This window comes from Pseudomonas putida NBRC 14164, from assembly GCF_000412675.1.
GTDB classification, from domain to species: domain Bacteria; phylum Pseudomonadota; class Gammaproteobacteria; order Pseudomonadales; family Pseudomonadaceae; genus Aquipseudomonas; species Aquipseudomonas putida.
Window position 1 is genome coordinate 2307892 of sequence record NC_021505.1, and the last position, 19604, is coordinate 2327495.

The window sequence follows — 19604 nt, forward strand, 5'->3', positions numbered from 1 at the left end:
GGAATGGCTCTACTGTAGCGCTGCCTTCTGGCCTCCCCGATAGCCAATTGCACACATAAGCCGGAGGCCAATCGTCCATTCAGGTGGCCACTGACAAGCATCCAATCTCTTCATTTCTGCCAGGGCTGGCAAGCCGGGATAATGGCCCGGTCCTGCTACCAGAGAACCGATGCACAATGAGAGCTGCTTTGAACCTGTTGCTGGTGATTCTGCTGGCGCTGAACCTGCGGCCGATCCTGACCAGTATCGGCCCGTTACTCGAACCCATGCGCGCCAGCACCGGCCTGGGCTACCAGCAGGCCGCCCTGCTGACGGCGTTGCCGGTGCTGTGCATGGGCCTGGTGCCGTTGCTGCAGCCGTGGCTGCGACGCTGGATCAGCGAGCACGGCGGCATGCTCGCAGGCCTGGCGGCCATTGCGCTGGCCTGCCTGTGGCGACTGCAACTAGATAGCGCCTGGGCGCTGATTGCCAGTGCTGTGGTCGCCGGCCTGGGGGTGGCGGTGGTGCAGGGCATGATGCCGGGGCTGGTCAACCGCTGGTTCCCCAGCCGCCTTGCGGGGGCTATGGGTTTGTACTCGGCGGCATTGATGAGTGGCGGCGGCATGGCCGCCGTGCTTGGCCCGCATATCAGCGGCCACTTCGGCCACTGGCAGGTCGGCCTTGGCCTGTGGGCGATCCCGGCACTGCTGGCGCTGCTGGCCTGGGCCGTGCTGCGGCCTCGGCAGGGGCCGCCAAAGCTGGTCGGGGCCGCTGGCGGGCACTGGTTCGGCACGCGCCGGGCCTGGTTGCTGGCTTTGTACTTCGGCCTGATCAATGGCGGCTATACCAGCATGGTGGCCTGGCTGCCGGCGTACCACATCGAGCACGGCGGCAGCGCTCAGGGCGGCGCAGACCTGGTTGGCCTGATGACGGTCTTCCAGGTAGCCGGTGCACTGGGCTTGCCGCTGTTGCTGCGGCGCTGGGCTGACCGCCGCCCAGGCCTGTGGTTGGCGCTGGCAATCCAGCTGTCCGGCTTCCTCGGCCTGCTGCTGGCACCTACGCAGGCTTCGGGGCTGTGGGTTGCGATGATCGGTTTTGGCCTGGGCGCCTGCTTCAGCCAAAGCCTGACGCTGACCCTGGAGCACCTGAAGACGCCCGCCGAGGCCGGCAGCCTGGCGGCGTTCGTGCAGGGCATCGGCTTCATCATCACCGGTATCGTGCCGTATATCACCGGCTGGCTGCGTGACATGAGTGGCGACTTCCAGGCGTCGTGGACGCTGCTCACCGTGACGGTGCTGGCCATGCTGCTGGTGACCACCTGCTTCAACCCGCGTGGCTATGCCGCAGCCATCGCGCGCCCAGCCCCAACAGGCAAGCCCGTGCCAGTCAACTGAGGCGTTGCAGGGTATCGCGCACCCGGTCCAGTGCCGGGTCGATGTCCAGCAGTTCGATGGCGCCGAAGCCCAGCAACAGCCCCGGGCGCGCCGGCGCTTCGCTGAAGAATGGCGCCAGTGAATACAGGCCGACCTCTACCTTGCGTGCGAGGTTGGCCAGCAGTTCCACATCCACCCCGGGCGCAGCCAAGGCGCTGAGGTGAAACCCGGCGCTGGCGGGGATTGGGCTGAACCATGGTGCCAGGTCGCCACCCAGGCGCGCCAGGATGCGCTCGCGGCGAGCGCTGTAGACCTCGTGGCAGCGGCGGATGTGCTTGTTCAGGTGGCCTTCGCCCAAAAAGCGCGCCAACGCCCACTGCAGCAAAGTCGGGCTGTGCCAGTCACTGAGGTGCTTTGCCACGCAGGCGGCCTGCAGCACGGCTGGTGGCAGCACGGCATAACCCAGCCGCAACTCGGGTAGCAGGGTTTTGGAAAAGGTCCCCACGTAGGCCACCAGGCCATGCCGGTCGAGGCGCTGCAGGGCATCCGAGGCTGGCCCGTGGTAGCGGAACTCGCAGTCGTAGTCATCTTCGATGATCAGTGCGCCCAACCCGGCAGCTCGCGCCAGCAGGGCATGCCGGCGCGGCTCGCTCATGGGCATGCCCAGCGGGAACTGGTGCGAGGGTGTTACGTAGATCAGCCGGGTGCCGTCGGCGATCTGCTCCACGCACAGGCCTTCATCATCCACCGGCACCGATTGCAGGCGTGCCCCGAGGGCCAGGAACAGTTGCCGTGCCGGCGGGTAGCCGGGGTCTTCCATAGCCACCTGGCAGCCTGGCTCGACCAGTACCCGGGCGATGAGGTCCAGCGCTTGCTGGGCGCCGTTGCACACCAGCAGGTCGGCCGCGCTGCAGTGCACGCCGCGGGCGTAGGCGATGTGGTGGGCAATAGCTTCGCGCAGCTCCGGCAGGCCCTGCGCCTGGAACTGCCGTTCGGGGTGACGCTGGCTGCGGCGCAGGGCGTAATTCAGGCAGCTGCGCCATTGGTCGAACGGGAACTGCGACTTGCTCGATGCCCCGCCGACAAAGTCATAGCGCGAGGGCGTTTGCAGCTGGCGTTGGGCGAGCACGGTGGCGCGCTGCTGCCAGCGTTCGAGGGATGCGGCACCGGCCAGGGGAATGCTGGCGGACTCATGGTTGCGCAGTGGTTGGCGCGGGGTGATGAACGTGCCACGGCCGACCACGCCGCTGAGCAGGTTGTCGTAGGTCAGCCGTGAGTAGGCCTCGGCCACGGTCTTGCGCGATACGCCCAGTTGTTCTGCCAGCAGTCGGGTGGGCGGCAGTTGGGTGCCAGCGGCCAGGTGGCCGCTGTCGATACCGGCGCGCAGTTGCTGGTAAAGCTGATCGGCCAGGCCTTTGCGGCCTTCCAGGCGAATGTGCAGTTCCATGGGGTGGTCCGGAGCGGGGGAGTGCTCAGGATAGCGGATTGGACAGGGAAGGGCATGGGGCTGCAAAGCAGCCCCAAAATGCTCAGAACCGGGCGGTGCTCACGGTGATATAGCCCTTGTCCGCCACCGCGATGCGGATCACTGTCTCGTCCGCTGGCGCCTGGCGGTTGCGCTTGATACGCACGCCATCCACTGCGGCAGCTTTCAGGTGTTCGGTAATGGCCCGCCCGTTCGGGTCGAAGAACACCTCGCTGGCCAGCAACTCGATACGTTCGATCAGTTGCCGAGAGTGCTCGTCGGTGGCGCAGAAGAACATCACCCCCGACAGGTGGGGGTCTTCGTCGGGGTTGCTGATGTCATGGGTCAGCATTTCGCGCAGGCTGCTGCGCAGTTCGGCAATGGAGCGGGCGTACAGGTGCATACGGAACCTCCTCTGGATCGCGACCTTGCGTTGTCCAGCACCGATCTTGTTTTCTGCGTGCAGAGGCAGCAAGTAGGACGCTTCCGAGAGGGCTGTGGGAAATTTCTGAATGCGCCGAACTACCGCCCTTGACTGGCAGGTGGTAGAGGCCGGCGGCAAACTTCGCCGGCCTGCACCGATCCCGTGTTGGGGACGCGTAGCCTCATCTAGCGTTGAACCTCCTGCTTGAAGCGTAACCGCCAGCCATGCAACAACGGTTCGGTATAGCCACTCGGCTGCTCACGCCCCTTGAACACCAGCTCCCGCGCAGCGCGGAAGGCATGCGATGCCTCGAAACCGGCCGCCATCGGCCGATACGCCGGGTCCCCGGCATTCTGCTGGTCGACCACCCTGGCCATGCGCTGCAGGCTCGCTTCGACCTGTTCGTCATCCACCACCCCATGGTGCAGCCAGTTGGCAATGTGCTGCGCCGAAATGCGCAGGGTGGCGCGGTCCTCCATCAGGCCCACATCGTGAATGTCAGGCACCTTGGAGCAGCCGACCCCTTGCTCGACCCAGCGCACCACGTAACCGAGGATGCCTTGGCAGTTGTTGTCCAGCTCGGCCTGGATATCTGCGGCACTCCACGCCCGTTCGGGGCTGACCGGAATGCTCAGCAGGTCATGCAGCAACGCCTGGCGCTGGGCGCCCAGGTCAAGCTGTTCAAGCGCCTGTTGCACGGCGGCGACGTCTACCTGGTGGTAGTGCAGCGCATGCAGCGTGGCGGCAGTGGGCGACGGTACCCATGCGGTGTTGGCACCGGCCTTTGGCTGGGCAACCTTTTGTTCGAGCATGGCCGCCATAAGGTCAGGCATGGCCCACATGCCCTTGCCGATCTGCGCCTTGCCGCGCAGGCCACAGGCCAGGCCGACCAGCACGTTGCTGCGTTCGTAGGCCTGGATCCAGGCGCTGCCTTTCATGTCGCCCTTGCGCAGCATGGCGCCGGCTTCCATGGCGCTGTGCATCTCGTCCCCGGTGCGGTCCAGGAAGCCGGTGTTGATGAACACCACCCGTGATGCGGCACTGGCGATGCAGGCCATGAGGTTGACGCTGGTGCGCCGCTCCTCGTCCATGATGCCCATCTTCAGGGTATGCGCAGGCAAGCCCAGCAGGGCCTCGACACGGCCGAACAGCTGGTCGGCGAAGGCCACTTCGGCCGGCCCGTGCATCTTCGGCTTGACGATGTACAGGCTGCCTTCGCGGGAGTTGCCGCGGCGCTTGAGATCGTGCAGGCCGATCAGGCTGGTGACCACGGCATCGAGGATGCCTTCGGGGATTTCCCGGCCATCGCGGTCATGGATGGCCGGGTTGGTCATCAGGTGGCCGACGTTGCGGATGAACAGCAGCGAGCGGCCCGGCAGCGTCAGGGGGTGGCCGTTTGCACCCTGGTACTGGCGGTCGGCGGCCAGGGTGCGGCTGAAGGTCTTGCCGCCTTTGCTGACCTGCTCGCTGAGATCGCCCTTCATCAGGCCCAGCCAGTTGCGGTAGACGTTGACCTTGTCGTCGGCATCCACGGCAGCTACCGAGTCTTCGCAGTCGATGATGGTGGTCAGCGCGGCTTCCAGGGCGATGTCCTTGACCCCGGCCAGGTCCTGTTGGCCGATTGCACTGGTCGGGTCGATTCGGATTTCGAAATGCAGCCGGTGGTGCTGCAACAGGATCGCCGTGGGTGTGCTCGGCTCACCCTGGTGGCCATGAAGTTGTGCTGGATTCTGCAACCCGACCTGGCGGCCGTCGGCCAACGTCACGTGCAGCGTACCCTGGTTGATCGCATAGGCCTTGGCGTCGCTGTGTGACGCACCGTCGAGTGGGGCGCTAGCGTCGAGGAACTGCCGGCCATAGGCAATCACCTTGGCGCCGCGTACCGGGTTGTAGCCCTGGCCGCGTTCGGCGCCAGCGGTTTCGGCAATGGCATCGGTGCCGTACAGCGCATCGTAGAGGGAACCCCAGCGGGCGTTGGCGGCGTTGAGGGCGTAGCGGGCATTGCTCAGCGGCACGACCAGCTGCGGGCCGGCTTGCACGGCGATTTCGCGGTCGACCTTGGCGGTGTTGATCTGCACGTGTTCGGGGGCGTCGACCAGGTAGCCGATGCCCTGCAGGAAGTGCTGGTAGGCGGCCATGTCGTGGATCGGGCCGGGGTGCTGGCGGTGCCAGTTGTCCAGCTCGGTTTGCAGGCGCTGGCGTTCGGCGAGCAGGGCGCGGTTTTGCGGGGCGAGGTCGTGGACCAGGTTGCTGAAACCTTGCCAGAAGGCGTTGGCTTCGATGCCGGTACCGGGGAGGACTTCGTCTTCGATGAAGCGCTGGAGGGTGGGGGCGATCTGGAGTTGGTGGTTTGGCATTGTCTGTCCGCTCGATTGTCTTTCTTCGGGAAATCAGTTGCCTGTGCGGGCCTCTTCGCGGGCTTGCCCGCTCCCACAGTTACTGCGTGGGTTCGGGACCTGTGGGAGCGGGCAAGCCCGCGAAGAGGCCGCTACAGGACTCAGAGGGCAGCCGCCCCAGCCTTGGCCACCTGGGCATCCTGTTCGGACTTGACCCCGGACACGCCAATGGCACCCACCACCTGGCCATCCACTCGCAATGGCACGCCACCTTCCAGGCTGGTCAGCAGCGGTGCGGTGACGAATGCGGTACGGCCACCGTTGACCATTTCCTCGTAATCCCGTGTTTCCTTGCGCCCCAGCGCGGAAGTCCGGGCTTTTTCCACGGCAATGTAGGCACTGGCCGGCGCACAACCATCCATGCGCTCCAGGGCCAGGGGGTGGCCACCGTCGTCGACCACGGCGATGGTCACGTTCCAGTGTTGAGCCAGGGCTTCCTGGCGGGCGGCGGTCAGCACACGGGCGACTTCGGCCTGGCCGATAACGAACTTGCTATGCATGAGGGGTCTCCGGGTTCAAGGCTGCTTCGACGATTTCGATCCAGTGCCGTACTGGCGTGCGCCCGGCCCCATCGAGGTGGGCCTGGCAGCCGATGTTGGCGGTGGCGATGACTTGCGGTTTGCCGCTTTCCAGTGCGTTGAGGCGGTTGTCACGCAGTTGCAGCGACAGCGCCGGCTGGGTCAGCGAATAGGTGCCAGCCGAGCCGCAGCACAGGTGGCCGTCCGGCACCGGGGTCAGGGTAAAGCCCAGGCGCGTCAGCAGCGCCTCTACCGCGCCCCCCAGTTTCAGGGCGTGTTGCAGCGTACAGGGGCAATGGAAGGCCAGGCGTTGTTCGGCGCACAGGCCCAGTTGCTCGACCGGCTCATCGCGCAATACTTCTACCAGATCGCGGGAGAGGGCGCTGACCCTTGCTGCTTTGGCTGCGTAGCGCGGGTCGTGCTCCAGCAGGTGGCCGTAGTCGCGCACGAACGCGCCGCAGCCGCTGGCGGTTTGCACGATGGCCTCGGCGCCTGCTTCGATGGCTGGCCACCAGGCGTCGATATTGCGTCGTGCACGTTGCAGGCCTTGCTCCTGGGCATTGAGGTGGTAGTCCACCGCGCCACAGCAGCCGGCTTGGTGGATGGGTTCGATGCTGATGCCCAAGCGGTCCAGCAGGCGTGCGGCGGCGGCATTGGTATTGGGCGACAGTGCCGGCTGCACGCAGCCTTCCAGCATCAGCACCCGGCGTACATGGCGCGGTGTCGGGCGCTGGCCGGGTGGGGTTATCCGCGCCGGCAGCTTGCGCTTGAGCGTGGCCGGCAACAGCGGGCGCAGGGCTTGGCCGCCGCGGGTCAGGGCCTTGAACAGTGCCGGGCGCGGCACCACCGCGCGCAGGCCCTGGCGCAGCAGGCGCTGGCCAAGCGGGCGCGGTACCTGCTGTTCGACCACGGCGCGGCCGATGTCCAGCAGGTCGTGGTACCTGACCCCGGATGGGCAGGTGGTTTCGCAGTTGCGGCAGGTCAGGCAGCGGTCCAGGTGCAGTTGGGTGCTGGCGGTTACCGGCTCGCCTTCGAGCATCTGCTTGATCAGGTAGATACGCCCGCGCGGGCCGTCCAGTTCATCGCCCAGCAGCTGGTAGGTGGGGCACGTGGCGGTGCAGAAACCACAGTGCACGCAGGACCGCAGGATGCTTTCGGCTTCGTCGGCGCGGGCCAGCTGGCGGGATGTTTCGCTCAGGTTGGTTTGCATGGTCTGGCCTCACAGGTCCGGGTACAGGCGGCCAGGGTTGAATACCGCCTGGGGGTCGAGCTGCTGCTTGAGGGCGCGGTGGTAACGCATCAATGCGGCGGGCAGGGGCGCGCTGCTGGCTGCACCGGGGGCGTAGCAGGTGGCGTGGCCACCCACCTTGGCGACGTGGTCGCGAATCGCCTGCACCGGTGCGCTGGATTTCAGCCAGCGCTGGGCGCCCCCCCAGTCGATCAGTTGCCGGCCGGGCAGGTGCAGCTCGCCGGTGGCGTTGGGCAGTGACAAGCGCCAGAGCGGCGCAGGGTCGTTGAAGAACGCCAAGCGCTGTTCGCGCAGGTCGCTCCAGAAACCGCTGTCGAGGGTATCGCCGCCCAGGCGCTGGCGTGCCGACTGCACCGAGCCTTCACCGCCTTCCAGGCGCAGGTACAGCGCGTCGCCGTCATGGCAGGCGGCGCTGATCGGCAGTGGCTGCTGCCCCCACTCGGCCAGCGCTTCCAATGCCTGGTGGCAGCCCATCGGCAGGCGCAGGCTCAGGCATTCGCGCGGCCGAGGCAGCACTTTCAGGGACACCTCCGTCAACAACCCCAGGCAACCAAAGCTGCCCGCCATCAGCCGAGATACATCGTAACCGGCCACGTTCTTCATCACCTCGCCACCAAAGCGCAGCAGTTTGCCGTGACCGGTGATCACCCGTGTGCCGAGCACGTAGTCACGTACCGACCCGGCCCACGGCCGCCTGGGGCCGGACAGGCCCGTCGCGACCATGCCGCCCAAGGTGGCCTCGGGGCCCAGGTGTGGGGGTTCGCAGGGCAGCATCTGGCCAGCCTCGTGCAGGGCTGCTTCTATGTCGCGCAGCGGTGTGCCTGCCCGGGCGGTGAGCACCAGTTCCGTCGGGTCGTAGCTGACGATGCCACGGTGGCTGCGGGTGTCGAGTACTTCGCCGGCCACCGGGTTGCCGAGCATGGCCTTACTGTTGCTGCCCTGGATACGCAGTGGCGTGCCCAGGTTCAAGGCCTGGTTGACCTGCTCCAGCAGGGCCTGGCTGATGTCGCGGTTCATGCTCATCAGAAGCGCTCCAGGTCGGGGAACGGCAGTTGGCCGTGGTGCACGTGCATGGCGCCGAACTCGGCGCAGCGGTGCAAGGTGGGAATGTTCTTGCCGGGGTTGAGCAGGCCCTGGGGGTCGAAGGCGGCCTTGACCGCGTGGAACAAGGTGATTTCATCGCTGTTGAACTGCGCGCACATCTGGTTGATTTTTTCGCGGCCTACGCCGTGCTCGCCGGTGATGCTGCCGCCCACCGCCACGCACAGTTCGAGGATCTTGCCGCCGATGGCTTCGGCCCGCTCCAGCTCGCCGGGCAGGTTGGCATCGAACAGGATCAGCGGGTGCATGTTGCCGTCGCCGGCGTGGAACACGTTGGCCACGCGCAGGCCGTATTCGCTGGACAGGTCACTGATGCCCTTGAGCACCCGCGGCAGTTCACGGCGGGGGATGGTGCCGTCCATGCAGTAGTAGTCCGGGGAAATGCGCCCCACCGCCGGGAAGGCGTTCTTGCGCCCGGCCCAGAAGCGCACGCGCTCGGCCTCGTCGCAGGCCAGCCGCACCTCGCGCGCGCCGGCTTGGGTCAGCACGGCGGCCACCCGTTCGCAGTCGTCGTGCACATCGGCCTCCACGCCATCCAGTTCGCACAACAGGATGGCCGCCGCGTCCACTGGGTAGCCGGCGTGGATGAAGTCTTCGGCAGCGCGGATGGCCAGGTTGTCCATCATTTCCAGGCCGCCTGGGATGATGCCGGCGGCGATGATTTCGGCCACCGCCCGGCCAGCGTCCTCGACACTGTCGAAGCTGGCCAGCAGCACCCTTGCCACCTGAGGCTTGGGCAGCAGTTTAACGGTGACTTCGGTGACGATGCCGAGCATGCCTTCAGAACCAGTGAACAGCGCCAGCAAGTCGAAGCCGGGGCTGTCCAGGGCATCGCTGCCCAAGGTCAGGTGTTCCCCTTCGACCGTGAGAATGTCCACCTTGAGCAGGTTGTGCACGGTCAGGCCGTACTTCAGGCAGTGCACGCCACCTGCGTTCTCGGCGACGTTGCCACCGATGGAGCAGGCAATTTGCGAGGAGGGGTCTGGTGCGTAGTACATACCATGGGGTGCGGCGGCCTGGGAGATGGCCAGGTTACGTACGCCGGGCTGCACACGGGCGTAGCGGCCCTGCGGGTTGACCTCCAGGATACGGTTGAAGCGTGCCATCACCAGCAGGATACCCTTGGCCAGCGGCAGGGCACCGCCCGACAGGCCGGTACCGGCGCCACGCGCGACCACCGGTACACCGCGCTGGTGGCACAGCTTGAGCAGCGTCTGCACCTGCTCCAGGCGCTCGGGCAGTACTACCAGCAGCGGTACCGTGCGATAGGCCGACAGGCCATCGCATTCGTAAGGTTTGAGGTCTTCTTCGCGGTGCAGGATATCGAGGTCCGGCAGGGCACTTCGCAGTGCCTGCAGCAGCTCTGCCTGGTCCACGGCGGGCAGCGCGCCATCGACGCGTTCGTCGTACAGGATATTCATCGGCTCACTCGGCAACGGTTTTTGTTGTTGTTGGCAAAGCGGTCACCGTTGCAGCCTGCGCGTGCCAGCAGCAGTGGTCGAGCATGGCAGGCACTGGTCCTACCAGTTTTTCTTCCGGGTACTGGTGATTGATGGGTTTACCCGGCTAGATTGGGGCAGGTGGTCTAACTGGTCCTACCAGCAGGAGGGTGCGCAGTGGTTACTGATGGCAAGGCCAAGGTCGCCGACCAGGTGGCCGAGCGGGTGGAGCGGCTGATCGTCGATGGCGTGCTGAAGGTGGGCCAGGCCCTGCCTTCGGAGCGGCGGTTGGTAGATAAGCTGGGTTGTTCACGCTCGGCCCTGCGCGAAGGGCTACGCATTTTGCGTGGGCGCGGCATCATCGACACCGAGCAGGGGCGAGGCTCGTTCGTTGCCGACCTGACGGGGCAGGCGGGTACCACACCGTTGATGCACCTGTTCAGCTCGCAGCCACGCACGCTGTTCGACCTGCTGGAGGTGCGGGCGTTGCTGGAGGCCGAGTCGGCGCGGCTGGCGGCGTTACGCGCCACCGAGGTCGACCGCTTGCTGATTCGCCGGCGTTATGAAGAAATGCTGGCGGCCCACGAGGCGGCAGAGGCGCTGGACGCCCGTGAGCACGCCCGCCGTGACCATGCCTTCCACCGGGCGATCAGCGAGGCGTCGCACAACCCGGTGCTGGTACATACCCTGCAATCGCTCAGTGACCTGACCTTGAGCACCGTGTTTGCATCGGTCAACAACCTGTATTGCCGCCCTGCGCAGAAACGGCAGATTGATCGGCAGCATGCGCGGCTGTATCACGCGGTGATGGAGCAACTGCCGGAGCAGGCGCAGCGGGCGGCGCGTGAGCATATCAACGGGATACGCGACAGTTTGCGGGAGATCGAACAGGAAGAGCAGCGCCTGGTCAGGGCGACCATGCGCATGGATGGCTGGGGGTGAAGTCGCCTGTGCCGGCCTCTTCGCGGGTAAACCCGCTCCCACAGGAAACGCACTAGATCTGAAGGCTGTGCAGTCCCTGTGGGAGCGGGTTTACCCGCGAAGAGGCCGGTACTGGCTGACTTCAATGATCGGCTATACGGTCATCCTGGGAAAGAATAGCCCTGGCCAGCTCTTCATCATTGGCCTGCAGCCCCGGATGATCCTTGCGGGCCTGTTCCAGCGCCGACTCTACATAGGCGCCACGGATCGCACCGCCGCTGGCGACGAAAGCCGAAAGCTCGTCACGGGCCGGGATGATCCGTTTGTCGTCCTTGAAGGTCGAATACAGCGAAGCGGAAACACCGGCCGAGGTGGCGACGTCGCCCGCATCGACGCGGGCCAGGGCAGCACCGGCAGGCAGCAGGAGCAGCAGCGCAGGGGCGAGGAGTAGGTGGCGCATGACGTGTTCTCCAGTAGCGTGAAGCACAGGGAAATAAACCACTCAGTGCTTAAGAGAGCCGAGCAGTGCAGGTAGTTCCCTTTGCGGGCTGGAGATTGTCGGGGCCGCCATGCGGCCCAATCGCGACGCAAGGCCGCTCCCACATGGATCGGCATACGCAGGACCTTGTGTGGGAGCGGCCTTGTGTCGCGATTGGGCTGCGCAGCAGCCCCCCGGCCCGTTCAGGCCAACTGGTAGGTGGTCTTCACCCGGGTGAAGAACTGCCGTGCATGCGTCCCCTGCTCACGCGAACCCAGGCTCGATGCCCCGTTCCCCCCGAACGGCACGTGATAATCCACCCCGGCAGTCGGCAAGTTGACCATCACCATCCCCGCCGAGCTGTTGCGCTTGAAATGTTCGGCATGACGCAGCGAGGTGGTGACGATACCGGCCGACAGGCCAAACGCCGTGTCCTCGGCGGCAGCGAACGCTTCGTCATGGTCACGCACTTTGAGTACGCTCAGCACCGGCCCGAAAATTTCTTCGCGGTAGATGCGCATGTCCGGCGTCACCTCGGTAAACAGCGCCGGAGTGAAAAAGTACGCCCCTGCCAGGTTGTCGATCCGCTCGCCGCCACACACCAGTTTCGCGCCCTGTTCAAGGCCGGCGGCCACGTACGCCAGGTTCTGCTCCAGCTGCCGGCTGTCGACCACCGGGCCGATGTCGGTGCTGGCCTGTAGCGCATCGCCTACCTCCAGTGCGCGGGTGCGTTCGGCCAGGCGTGCGACGAAGGCATCATGAATGCCTTCGGTCACGATCACCCGCGAGCTGGCGGTGCAACGTTGGCCGGTGCTGTAGAACGAACCGTTCAGCGCCACCTCCACTGCCTGTTCCAGGTCGGCATCGTCCAGCACGATCAGCGGGTTCTTGCCGCCCATCTCCAGCTGCACTTTCTTCATACCTTCGGCGGCCAGCCGGGCAATTTGCCGGCCGGTATGCTCAGAGCCGGTAAAGCTGATGCCATCGACCAACGGCGAACGGATGATGGTATCGCCGACGCTGCGGCCCGGGCCGATCAGCATGTTGAACACACCTGCCGGCAAACCGGCGCGGGAGATGATGTCGGCCAGCGCCCAGGCCGAGGATGGCACCAGTTCGGCCGGTTTGAACACCACACAGTTGCCAAAACACAGCGCCGGGGCGATCTTCCACGCCGGGATGGCGATGGGGAAGTTCCACGGAGCGATGATGCCGACCACGCCCAGTGGTTGGGTGAACACATCGATCCCCACGTCCTGGCGCACTGACTGGTACTTCTCGCCTTCGGCACGCAGCGCTTCCTGGGCGTAGAACTTGAACGAGCGCCCGGCACGCTCCACTTCGCCCAGGGCTTCGCGCAGCACCTTGCCTTCTTCGCGGGCAAGCAGGGTTGCCAGTTGTTCGCGGCGGGCGAGGATTTCCGTACCGATGAAATCCAGCGCGTCGGCACGCTGCTGCGGGTTGCTGCGCGCCCACGCCGGTTGCGCGCGGCGGGCAGCGGTGATGGCCCGCTCGGTCAGCAACTGATCCGCGCGTTCGAAGCGCTCTATCACTTCACCCGGGTTGGACGGGTTGCGGTTTTCCAGGACGTCGGCGCTGCTGCCGAGCGGGACGAAGGCGCCATCGACGTAGCTGCTTTTGGTGGCAAGGGTCATGCGGTGCGAATCCTTTTTTCAGAAACCTGGCGGGCGACGAAGTCGCTGATGTTGTCCACGGCGCTGTCCATCAGTTGCTGCATGGCGTCTTCGCTGCTCCAGGCGATGTGCGGGTTGAGCAGGAAGTCGTCGCGGTCGATCAGGTCGAACAACGGGTTGCTGGGGTGCAGCGGCTCCACTTCCACTACATCCAGCGCCACACCGCCCAGGCGCCCCTGTTGCAGCGCCTGAATCAGCGCCGCTTCGTTTACCACGCCGCCGCGGCCGGTGTTGACCACGATGGCATCGGGCTTCATCAATGCCAGTTGCCCCGCATCAATGAGGTTGTGGGTTTCTGGCGTGAGCGGGCAATTGATCGACAGCACGTCGCAGCTTTTCAGCAGCTCCGCCAGCGGCCGGCAATCGGCGCCCTGGCGCTTGCCGCCGCGGTCTTCGAACAGCACCTGCATGCCGAATGCCCGCGCCAGGTGTGCCAGGCGCAGGGCAATCGGGCCGCTGCCGATGATTGCCAACTGCTTGTCGCGCACATCGCGGATGCGGTGGTTGAAGTAGATGTTCTGGTACGGCTTGTCGCCGGCATGCACCTGGCGCATCAGGCGGGTGAACGCGGCCGGGCGGCGGAACAGCTCAAGGATCATCGCCAGGCTGTGCTCGGCCACGGTGTTGGCGGCATAGCCCGGTACGCTCGACACTTCGATGCCGTGGGCTTCGCAGTAGTCGACATCGACGATGTCGCGGCCGGTCAGGGCCAGCGAGATCATCTTCAGCCTGGGCAACTGGCGCAAGTGCTCTTCGCGCAGCGGCACGCTGCAGGTCAGCGCCACGGTCGCGTCTTTGAGGTGCTCCGACACCTGGTCGGGGTGGGTGTAGGCGTACTGCTGCCAGCTGTGATCGCAGTCGGGGCGCTTGAGGCGGGTGGAAGGCGCCAGGCCTTCGTCGTCAAGGAAGACGATATGTTCGCTCACGGTCTTGTCCTTATTTTTTCTGCGCGGGCACGTAACCGGCGGGCGCCATGCCCACAAGCTGGCGGGTGATGAAGCCGGCGTCCTGGTCGTGGTCTTCCAGCGACTCCTTGCGCACCAGCGCATCGCGTACCAGGTGCGCACCAATGAAGCGCAACGGCTCTGGCGGCAGCAGCTTCATCTTCTGGTTGACCAGGCCACAGTTGGCCCACTCGTCGTTGGCATGGGTGGCCAACGACTTGATGATGCGGCTGGCAAACACAGTGGTGGCCACGCCGTTGCCGGAAAAACCGATGCCGTAGCTGACGGTCTGGTGATGGTCGAGGTAGCCGAAGTTGGGCAGGCCCTTCATGGCCCGGTCAATCGGCCCGGTCCAACTGCTGACCACCGGTACATCCTGCAACTGCGGGTACAGGCGGCGCAGTTCGGCAGCGACCTTGTCGGCGGCCGGCGAGGGTTTTTCATACAGGTCGCCAATGCGCCCGGCATAGGCGAACTGGCCCAGCGGCTTGCCGAACACCACGCGCCCGTCAGGGGTGTTGCGCCAGTAGTTGAGCACGGTGCGCGAGTCGGTCATGCATTCGCCGCCGCTGAAACCGATGGCGTCGAGCTTGGCCTTGACCGGCGCGGTGGCGACCATGTCGCTGGACATGATCGCGATCATCCGGCGCAGCTCGGGGAATTGCGCGCCCCAGGCGTTGAGCGCCAGCACCACGTGGTTGGCTTTTACATGGCCTTTGGCGGTGTGCACCACAGGGTGCTTGCCACGCTGCAGGTGAGTGAACGGCGATTTCTCAAATATCTGCACGCCCAGTTTCAGTGCCACGCGGCGCAGGCCGCGGGCCAGCATGGCGGGCTGCACAGTGGCCGCGTTGGGGTCGAAGATGCCACCCAGCACCAGTGGCGAGCCGACGCGCCCGCGAATGGTCTGGCGGTCCAGTTCCTGGAACGGGTTTACGTCGAGTTTCTGCAGGCCGTCGGTGAGCACGCGCCAGGAGTTCATCTGCCGCTGGTTGGTGGCCGTCCACAGCCAGCCGTCCTTGCGGTACTGGGCGTCGATGCCGTGCTCCTGGCAGAAGCTGCCGATCTCGTCGATGGCCGACTCGGCGGCTTCGCAGATGCGCCGCGCTTCGACATCACCGCAGATGTTGCGCACCGACAGGTACTTGCCCCACCAGTTGGTGGCCACGCCACCGTTGCGCCCGCTGGCACCCGAGCCGCAGCGGTCGCGCTCAACGATGACGATGGTTTTTTCCGGGTGCGCCTGTTTCAGGCGGATAGCTGACCACAGGCCAAGGAAGCCACCGCCGACGATGCACACGTCGGCTTGAATCGAGTCCTGCAGGGCAGGGGCCAGGTCGTTGTCCAGGTCAAGCGCCTGGGCATACCAGAATCCACGGTACATGAGGGGTGCCTCTGAGCATGTTTGTCTTGTGCCTGCATGATGCTCAGCCGGGCGAGTGCGCTGATATTACAGCCATGACAATTGATAGAACGGCGCCGCCTTTTGTCACGCATTTCCTATTTGTGGGGATGCATATGATATGACGGACGCAGGGCGCGCTTTAGAATGGCGCCATTAAGGATGTCACGAGGCCAGCGTTCATGTTTGCCGAACAACAAGAAGAACCGGTAAAAGCCCCCGTCATCACTGCGCAGGTCAAGCCAGAACTGCGGGTAGGCTTCGTGCTGATGAACCACTTCACCCTGGTGCCGGTGGCGGGCTTGGTGGACTCGCTGCGCTTTGCTGCGGACAAGTCATTCCGCAGCCAGCAGGTGTTCTGCCAGTGGGACTGGATGACGCTGGACGACCGGCCGATCACCGCCAGTTGCGGCATGCCCATTTCGCCGACCAAGCCGCTTAACCTGTTTGCCCAGTATGACTATGTGGTGCTGGCCGGTGGCCTGCTGGACGAAACTCGCAACCCGCCGGCCTGGCTGCTGGATGCGCTGCGTGAGGTGCATGCGGCGAATATCCCGATAATTGCCTTGTGCTCGGGGTCGTTCGTGCTTGGCAAAGCCGGGCTGCTCGATGGTCGGCGCTGTGCGCTGCATTTCACCTTGCGTGACGAGTTCAAGGAGCGTTTTCCACTGGCCACGGCGGTGATCGACAAGAGCTACGTGGACGACCGCGGCATCATCACCTGCCCGGGCGGCACGGCCATTGACCTGGCGGCCAACCTGATCCGCCGGCATTGCGGCGCAGTGCGGGCGCAGAAGGGGCTGGAATACCTGCTGGTGGATGAGCGCGCCGAAGAGCAGGACAAGACGGCCAGCGAATGCGTGTACCAGAACGACCGCGTGCAGCGGGCGATCAGCTTCATGCGCGCCAACCTGGATGCCTCGATGACGCTCAAGGCCGTGGCTGAAGCGGTGGGCACCCACCCCCGGCAGTTGCACCGTGAATTTGTGGCTAATACCCAGGAGCCGCCGGCCAACTACTGGCGCAAGTTGCGCCTGGACCATGCCCGGCGGTTGCTGGTGAACACCAGCCAGAACATCACCACCATTGCGTTGGCGTGCGGGTTTTCCGATGCGTCGCACTTTATCTTGTGGTTTCGCAAGCAGTACGGTGAGACGCCGTACAGCTTCCGCAAGCGCAGGCATGAAGTGGAGCGGTTTGACTGGCATGGCGACAAGGCGGGGTTGGACCCGGAGCCCTAACAAGCTATCGCGGTCGGGTGTAGGAGCGGCCTTGCGTCGCGAAAGGGCTGCAGAGCAGCCCCAGGATCGCACATTCAGCACAGATTGCCGCGGCCGCTTTGCGGCCCATCGCGACACAAGGCCGCTCCTACAGGGACCGCGTGGGTGTCAGAGCTGGCCGATGACCTGCATCCCCATCCGGCTGGTCCGTTTGCCGGGGCTGATACGTTCGATCATCTATTTGTTCCTTAGAACAGCACGTAAGTCTTGCGCAGGGTTTCGCGAATGTCCCAGACACCCTCGCAGTTCTCCGGAAACAGCACTGCGTCGCCGGCGCGCAGCTCTACCGGCTCGCCACCGTCGGGGGTGAAGGTGCACCAGCCGCTGACAATGTGGCTGAACTCACGGTTTTTCAGGTGCCGGCGGAACACACCCGGGCTGCTTTCCCATACGCCGATGCTGGCGCCGACGGCTTCGTCGGTCTGGTCCTGGGCGGTGGCTGCCTGGGCGACGGGTTCACCGATCGGCAGGCGGGCCGGGGCAGGGGCACCCAGCGACGCGAGGGGGGCATTGCGCACGACAGTCAGTACTTGGTTCACGAAAAGGCTCCTTCAGGCTTTACGAACAGCGGGTTTGGTAGCGGTAGAGGTGCGGGTGGGGTTACCAAGCGCCGCGGCTTGCTGTAGGTCGAGCTTGCTGGTCTCGGGGGCGAGCCACCAGGAAATCAGGGCGCCGAACAGCGAGATCAGGGCGGCAGCGAACATGGTGTTGGCAATGCCGTAGGAGGCCAGGGATATCGGCACCAGGTACGTGCCCACGGCCGCGCCGATGCGTGACAACGAAGTGGCCAGGCCCACCGCCGACGCACGGATTTCGGTCGGGAACAACTCGTTGGGGTAGACATATTCAAGCACCTGGGCGCCGCCGATCAGTACGGCATAGGCGCCGAACAGCACCAGTACGGTCGTTGGCGAGGCATCCGGGAACACCCCAAGCAGCACCAGCGACATGCCCGACCAGAGGAAACTGTGGATCAGCATGTTTCGCCGTCCCAGGCGGTTGATCAGCTTGGTGGCCAGCAGGCAGCCCAGGGTGAACAGCAAGGTGATGGCGATGGAGCCAAAGGCCGCCCAGTCGCCTGTCAGTTGCAGTGCCTGCAGCACTTTGGGGGCGAACGAGTAGATGGCGAACAGTGGCACGATCGCGCAGGTCCAGAACAGGGTGACAAAGGCCATGCGCTTGCCGTAACCGGAGTGGAACAGCGACCACACCGACACCGGCTTATCGGTGGTCTGCTCCGGAAGGTCGGCAATGGAGTAGTCTGGCCCATAGACTTTCTTGATCACGGCGTCGGCTTCGGCGGTTCGGCCTTTGCTTAGCAGCCAGCGTGGCGATTCCGGTGTGCCACTGCGGGCAATCAGGAACAGCGCACCCGGTATCAGGGCGCTGGCCAATACATAGCGCCAACCGTCTTCACCGCCCACACGCAGCAGCAGTTCGCCGACCATGTAGGCCACGGCGGCACCGGCAAACCACATCAGCACCATGGCCGCCAGCAACGGCCCACGTTGCTTGCGTGGCAGGAACTCGGCCAGCAACGACGTGGCGATCGGGTAGTCGGCACCGACCGCGATACCGATCAGCAACCGCCAGGCGAACAGGGCCCAGGCCGACTCGACCCAGAACTGCGCCACTGAAAAACCGACGATGGCGACCAGGTCGCTCAGGTACAGGACCTTGCGCCCGTACTTGTCGGTGAACCAGCCACCGAGAAAACCACCCAGGAACACACCAATCAATGCTGACGCGGCGATCAGCCCTTCCCACAGGGCCGACAGCTGCAAGGCATTGGTAATTTGCAGCATGGCGACGCCGATGATGCTCAGTACGTAGCCATCGAGAAAAGGCCCGCCAGCGGAATAGACCGTCAGTTTGCGGTGGAACCCGTTGAGCGGCGCATCTTCTACGGAGCGTTTGGAAACGGACATACGGCTTACCTCTTGTTGTTATGTGGTGCACTAACGTGGCGGCACTATGGCACCGGCTGGCGCGGGCGCCCTATAACGGCTCGGACGAGTCATGGGATGGGATGACTGTGGGTGGTGCGGACGGTGGAGCTGCTGCGCAGATACGGCTGAGGCGCTGAGAAGGACACGGCGCGGGTGTAGCGGCAGGCGGGGCCGGCGATGCTGTCGTCGGCCCTGTGACGCTCAGTGCCCGGCCAGCCCTGACCGCGTCAACAACCCGTCCAGCACCACCTCGCATGCCGCCCCCCAGGTGGCGCTTACCGGCTGATGCATCAGCACCGCCAGGCCATCGGCTGTAAAGGTGCCCGGGGTGGCAATGGCTTGGCCCAAGGCCTTGAGCGTGTACGCTGGCTGCTGCCCGGCACTGGCCACGCAGTCTTGCAGGTTGCCCAGCACCAGCGCACGCGCTTCGGCTGCGGGCAGGCCTTTGTCCATCAGCCACTGCTGCAGGTCGTGCAGCAGGAAGTAGAACCAGCCATTCATGCACGCCGCCACGGTGGCCAGTTCGAATTCTGGCTCGCCGTGCAGCACCACCAGTTTGCCCAGTGGCCCCAGGTACTGGGTGGTGAGCGCATCGGGTGGGCAAACCACTACCGTGGACTGGTTGTACTGCGCCGCATACGACAGCATCGCACGCACACAGAGGGCGCCAGGGAACGCAGTGGACAGCTGTGCAAGGTTGACCCCGGCGGCGAGCGAAACCAGGCGCTGGCCGGGGCGCAGGTGTAGCTCATCTGCCAGTTCGGCGAGCGAATGCGGGCGCACGCCAAGGATCACCAGATCTGCCTGGTCGACCACTGCCTGGTTGCTCGGCAACACCTGGCAGCCATGCTCCTGGGCCAGGAGGGCTGCCCGTTGCGCATTGCGGGGTGACAGCAGGATGGGGCCCTCGAAACCGCTGCGACGCAGGCCGATGACCACTTTTTCGGTGAGTTCGCCCACCCCGAGAATGCCAAGGCTATGCATGGTGCCTC

17 protein-coding genes are annotated in these 19604 nt (G+C 65.1%); 3 read left to right on the top strand and 14 right to left on the bottom strand.

Going from position 1 to position 19604, the window contains the following annotated elements:
- Nucleotides 1-176: 176 nt before the first annotated feature.
- On the top strand, nucleotides 177-1373 hold the full coding sequence (locus tag PP4_RS10350; RefSeq protein ID WP_041167680.1) for a cyanate transporter: 1197 nt from the start codon (nucleotides 177-179) through the stop codon (nucleotides 1371-1373).
- On the opposite strand, the gene pdxR is transcribed toward PP4_RS10350, so the two are convergent.
- The 7 genes from pdxR to glcD form a co-directional block, all read right to left on the bottom strand.
- On the bottom strand, nucleotides 1366-2799 hold the full coding sequence (pdxR, locus tag PP4_RS10355) for a MocR-like pyridoxine biosynthesis transcription factor PdxR (RefSeq protein ID WP_016499129.1): 1434 nt from the start codon (nucleotides 2797-2799) through the stop codon (nucleotides 1366-1368). The genes PP4_RS10350 and pdxR overlap by 8 nt on opposite strands.
- Before the next feature lie 82 nt (nucleotides 2800-2881).
- Nucleotides 2882-3220 carry a hypothetical protein gene (locus PP4_RS10360; protein ID WP_016499130.1) on the bottom strand — a complete coding sequence of 113 codons (339 nt, stop codon included), beginning with the start codon at nucleotides 3218-3220 and terminating at the stop codon, nucleotides 2882-2884.
- A gap of 206 nt (nucleotides 3221-3426) precedes the next feature.
- Complete coding sequence (locus PP4_RS10365; protein ID WP_016499131.1) at nucleotides 3427-5598, bottom strand: malate synthase G; 2172 nt, start codon at nucleotides 5596-5598, stop codon at nucleotides 3427-3429.
- A 140-nt stretch (nucleotides 5599-5738) separates the two neighbouring features.
- Nucleotides 5739-6137: a heme-binding protein gene (locus PP4_RS10370; RefSeq protein ID WP_016499132.1), complete on the bottom strand. Its 399-nt coding sequence runs from the start codon at nucleotides 6135-6137 to the stop codon at nucleotides 5739-5741.
- Nucleotides 6130-7365 (bottom strand): glycolate oxidase subunit GlcF, encoded by a 1236-nt coding sequence (gene glcF / locus PP4_RS10375; protein ID WP_016499133.1) that lies wholly within the window; start codon nucleotides 7363-7365, stop codon nucleotides 6130-6132. The genes PP4_RS10370 and glcF overlap by 8 nt, the downstream gene beginning before the upstream one ends.
- A 9-nt stretch (nucleotides 7366-7374) precedes the next feature.
- Complete coding sequence (gene glcE / locus PP4_RS10380) at nucleotides 7375-8427, bottom strand: glycolate oxidase subunit GlcE (protein ID WP_016499134.1); 1053 nt, start codon at nucleotides 8425-8427, stop codon at nucleotides 7375-7377.
- A complete protein-coding gene (gene glcD / locus PP4_RS10385) occupies nucleotides 8427-9926 on the bottom strand; it encodes a glycolate oxidase subunit GlcD (RefSeq protein WP_016499135.1) in 1500 nt (499 codons plus the stop codon). The genes glcE and glcD overlap by 1 nt, the downstream gene beginning before the upstream one ends.
- A gap of 195 nt (nucleotides 9927-10121) precedes the next feature.
- Here glcD and glcC point away from each other — a divergent pair, with 195 nt between their 5' ends.
- Complete coding sequence (gene glcC / locus PP4_RS10390) at nucleotides 10122-10886, top strand: transcriptional regulator GlcC (protein WP_016499136.1); 765 nt, start codon at nucleotides 10122-10124, stop codon at nucleotides 10884-10886.
- Nucleotides 10887-11007: 121 nt separating this feature from the next.
- Here glcC and PP4_RS10395 read toward each other — a convergent pair whose 3' ends face one another.
- The 4 genes from PP4_RS10395 to PP4_RS10410 form a co-directional block, all read right to left on the bottom strand.
- A complete protein-coding gene (locus PP4_RS10395) occupies nucleotides 11008-11325 on the bottom strand; it encodes a DUF2388 domain-containing protein (protein WP_016487609.1) in 318 nt (105 codons plus the stop codon).
- A gap of 221 nt (nucleotides 11326-11546) precedes the next feature.
- The gene (locus PP4_RS10400; protein ID WP_016499137.1) at nucleotides 11547-12998 is read right to left on the bottom strand and encodes an aldehyde dehydrogenase family protein; all 1452 of its coding nucleotides are present in this window, start codon (nucleotides 12996-12998) and stop codon (nucleotides 11547-11549) included.
- A complete protein-coding gene (locus PP4_RS10405; RefSeq protein ID WP_016499138.1) occupies nucleotides 12995-13963 on the bottom strand; it encodes an NAD(P)-dependent oxidoreductase in 969 nt (322 codons plus the stop codon). Before PP4_RS10405 ends, PP4_RS10400 begins: the two co-directional genes overlap by 4 nt.
- A 10-nt stretch (nucleotides 13964-13973) precedes the next feature.
- Nucleotides 13974-15365 carry an NAD(P)/FAD-dependent oxidoreductase gene (locus PP4_RS10410; protein WP_016499139.1) on the bottom strand — a complete coding sequence of 464 codons (1392 nt, stop codon included), beginning with the start codon at nucleotides 15363-15365 and terminating at the stop codon, nucleotides 13974-13976.
- Nucleotides 15366-15565: 200 nt separating this feature from the next.
- On the opposite strand from PP4_RS10410, the gene PP4_RS10415 reads away from it, so the two are divergent.
- Entirely contained in the window at nucleotides 15566-16624 is a 1059-nt protein-coding gene (locus tag PP4_RS10415) for a GlxA family transcriptional regulator (protein WP_016499140.1), read from the top strand.
- A gap of 227 nt (nucleotides 16625-16851) precedes the next feature.
- On the opposite strand, the gene PP4_RS10420 is transcribed toward PP4_RS10415, so the two are convergent.
- The 3 genes from PP4_RS10420 to PP4_RS10430 form a co-directional block, all read right to left on the bottom strand.
- Nucleotides 16852-17202 (bottom strand): cupin domain-containing protein, encoded by a 351-nt coding sequence (locus tag PP4_RS10420; RefSeq protein WP_016499141.1) that lies wholly within the window; start codon nucleotides 17200-17202, stop codon nucleotides 16852-16854.
- 12 nt (nucleotides 17203-17214) lie between these two features.
- Entirely contained in the window at nucleotides 17215-18591 is a 1377-nt protein-coding gene (locus PP4_RS10425) for an MFS transporter (RefSeq protein WP_016499142.1), read from the bottom strand.
- 222 nt (nucleotides 18592-18813) lie between these two features.
- Entirely contained in the window at nucleotides 18814-19596 is a 783-nt protein-coding gene (locus PP4_RS10430; protein ID WP_016499143.1) for an NAD(P)-binding domain-containing protein, read from the bottom strand.
- Nucleotides 19597-19604 lie beyond the last annotated feature (8 nt).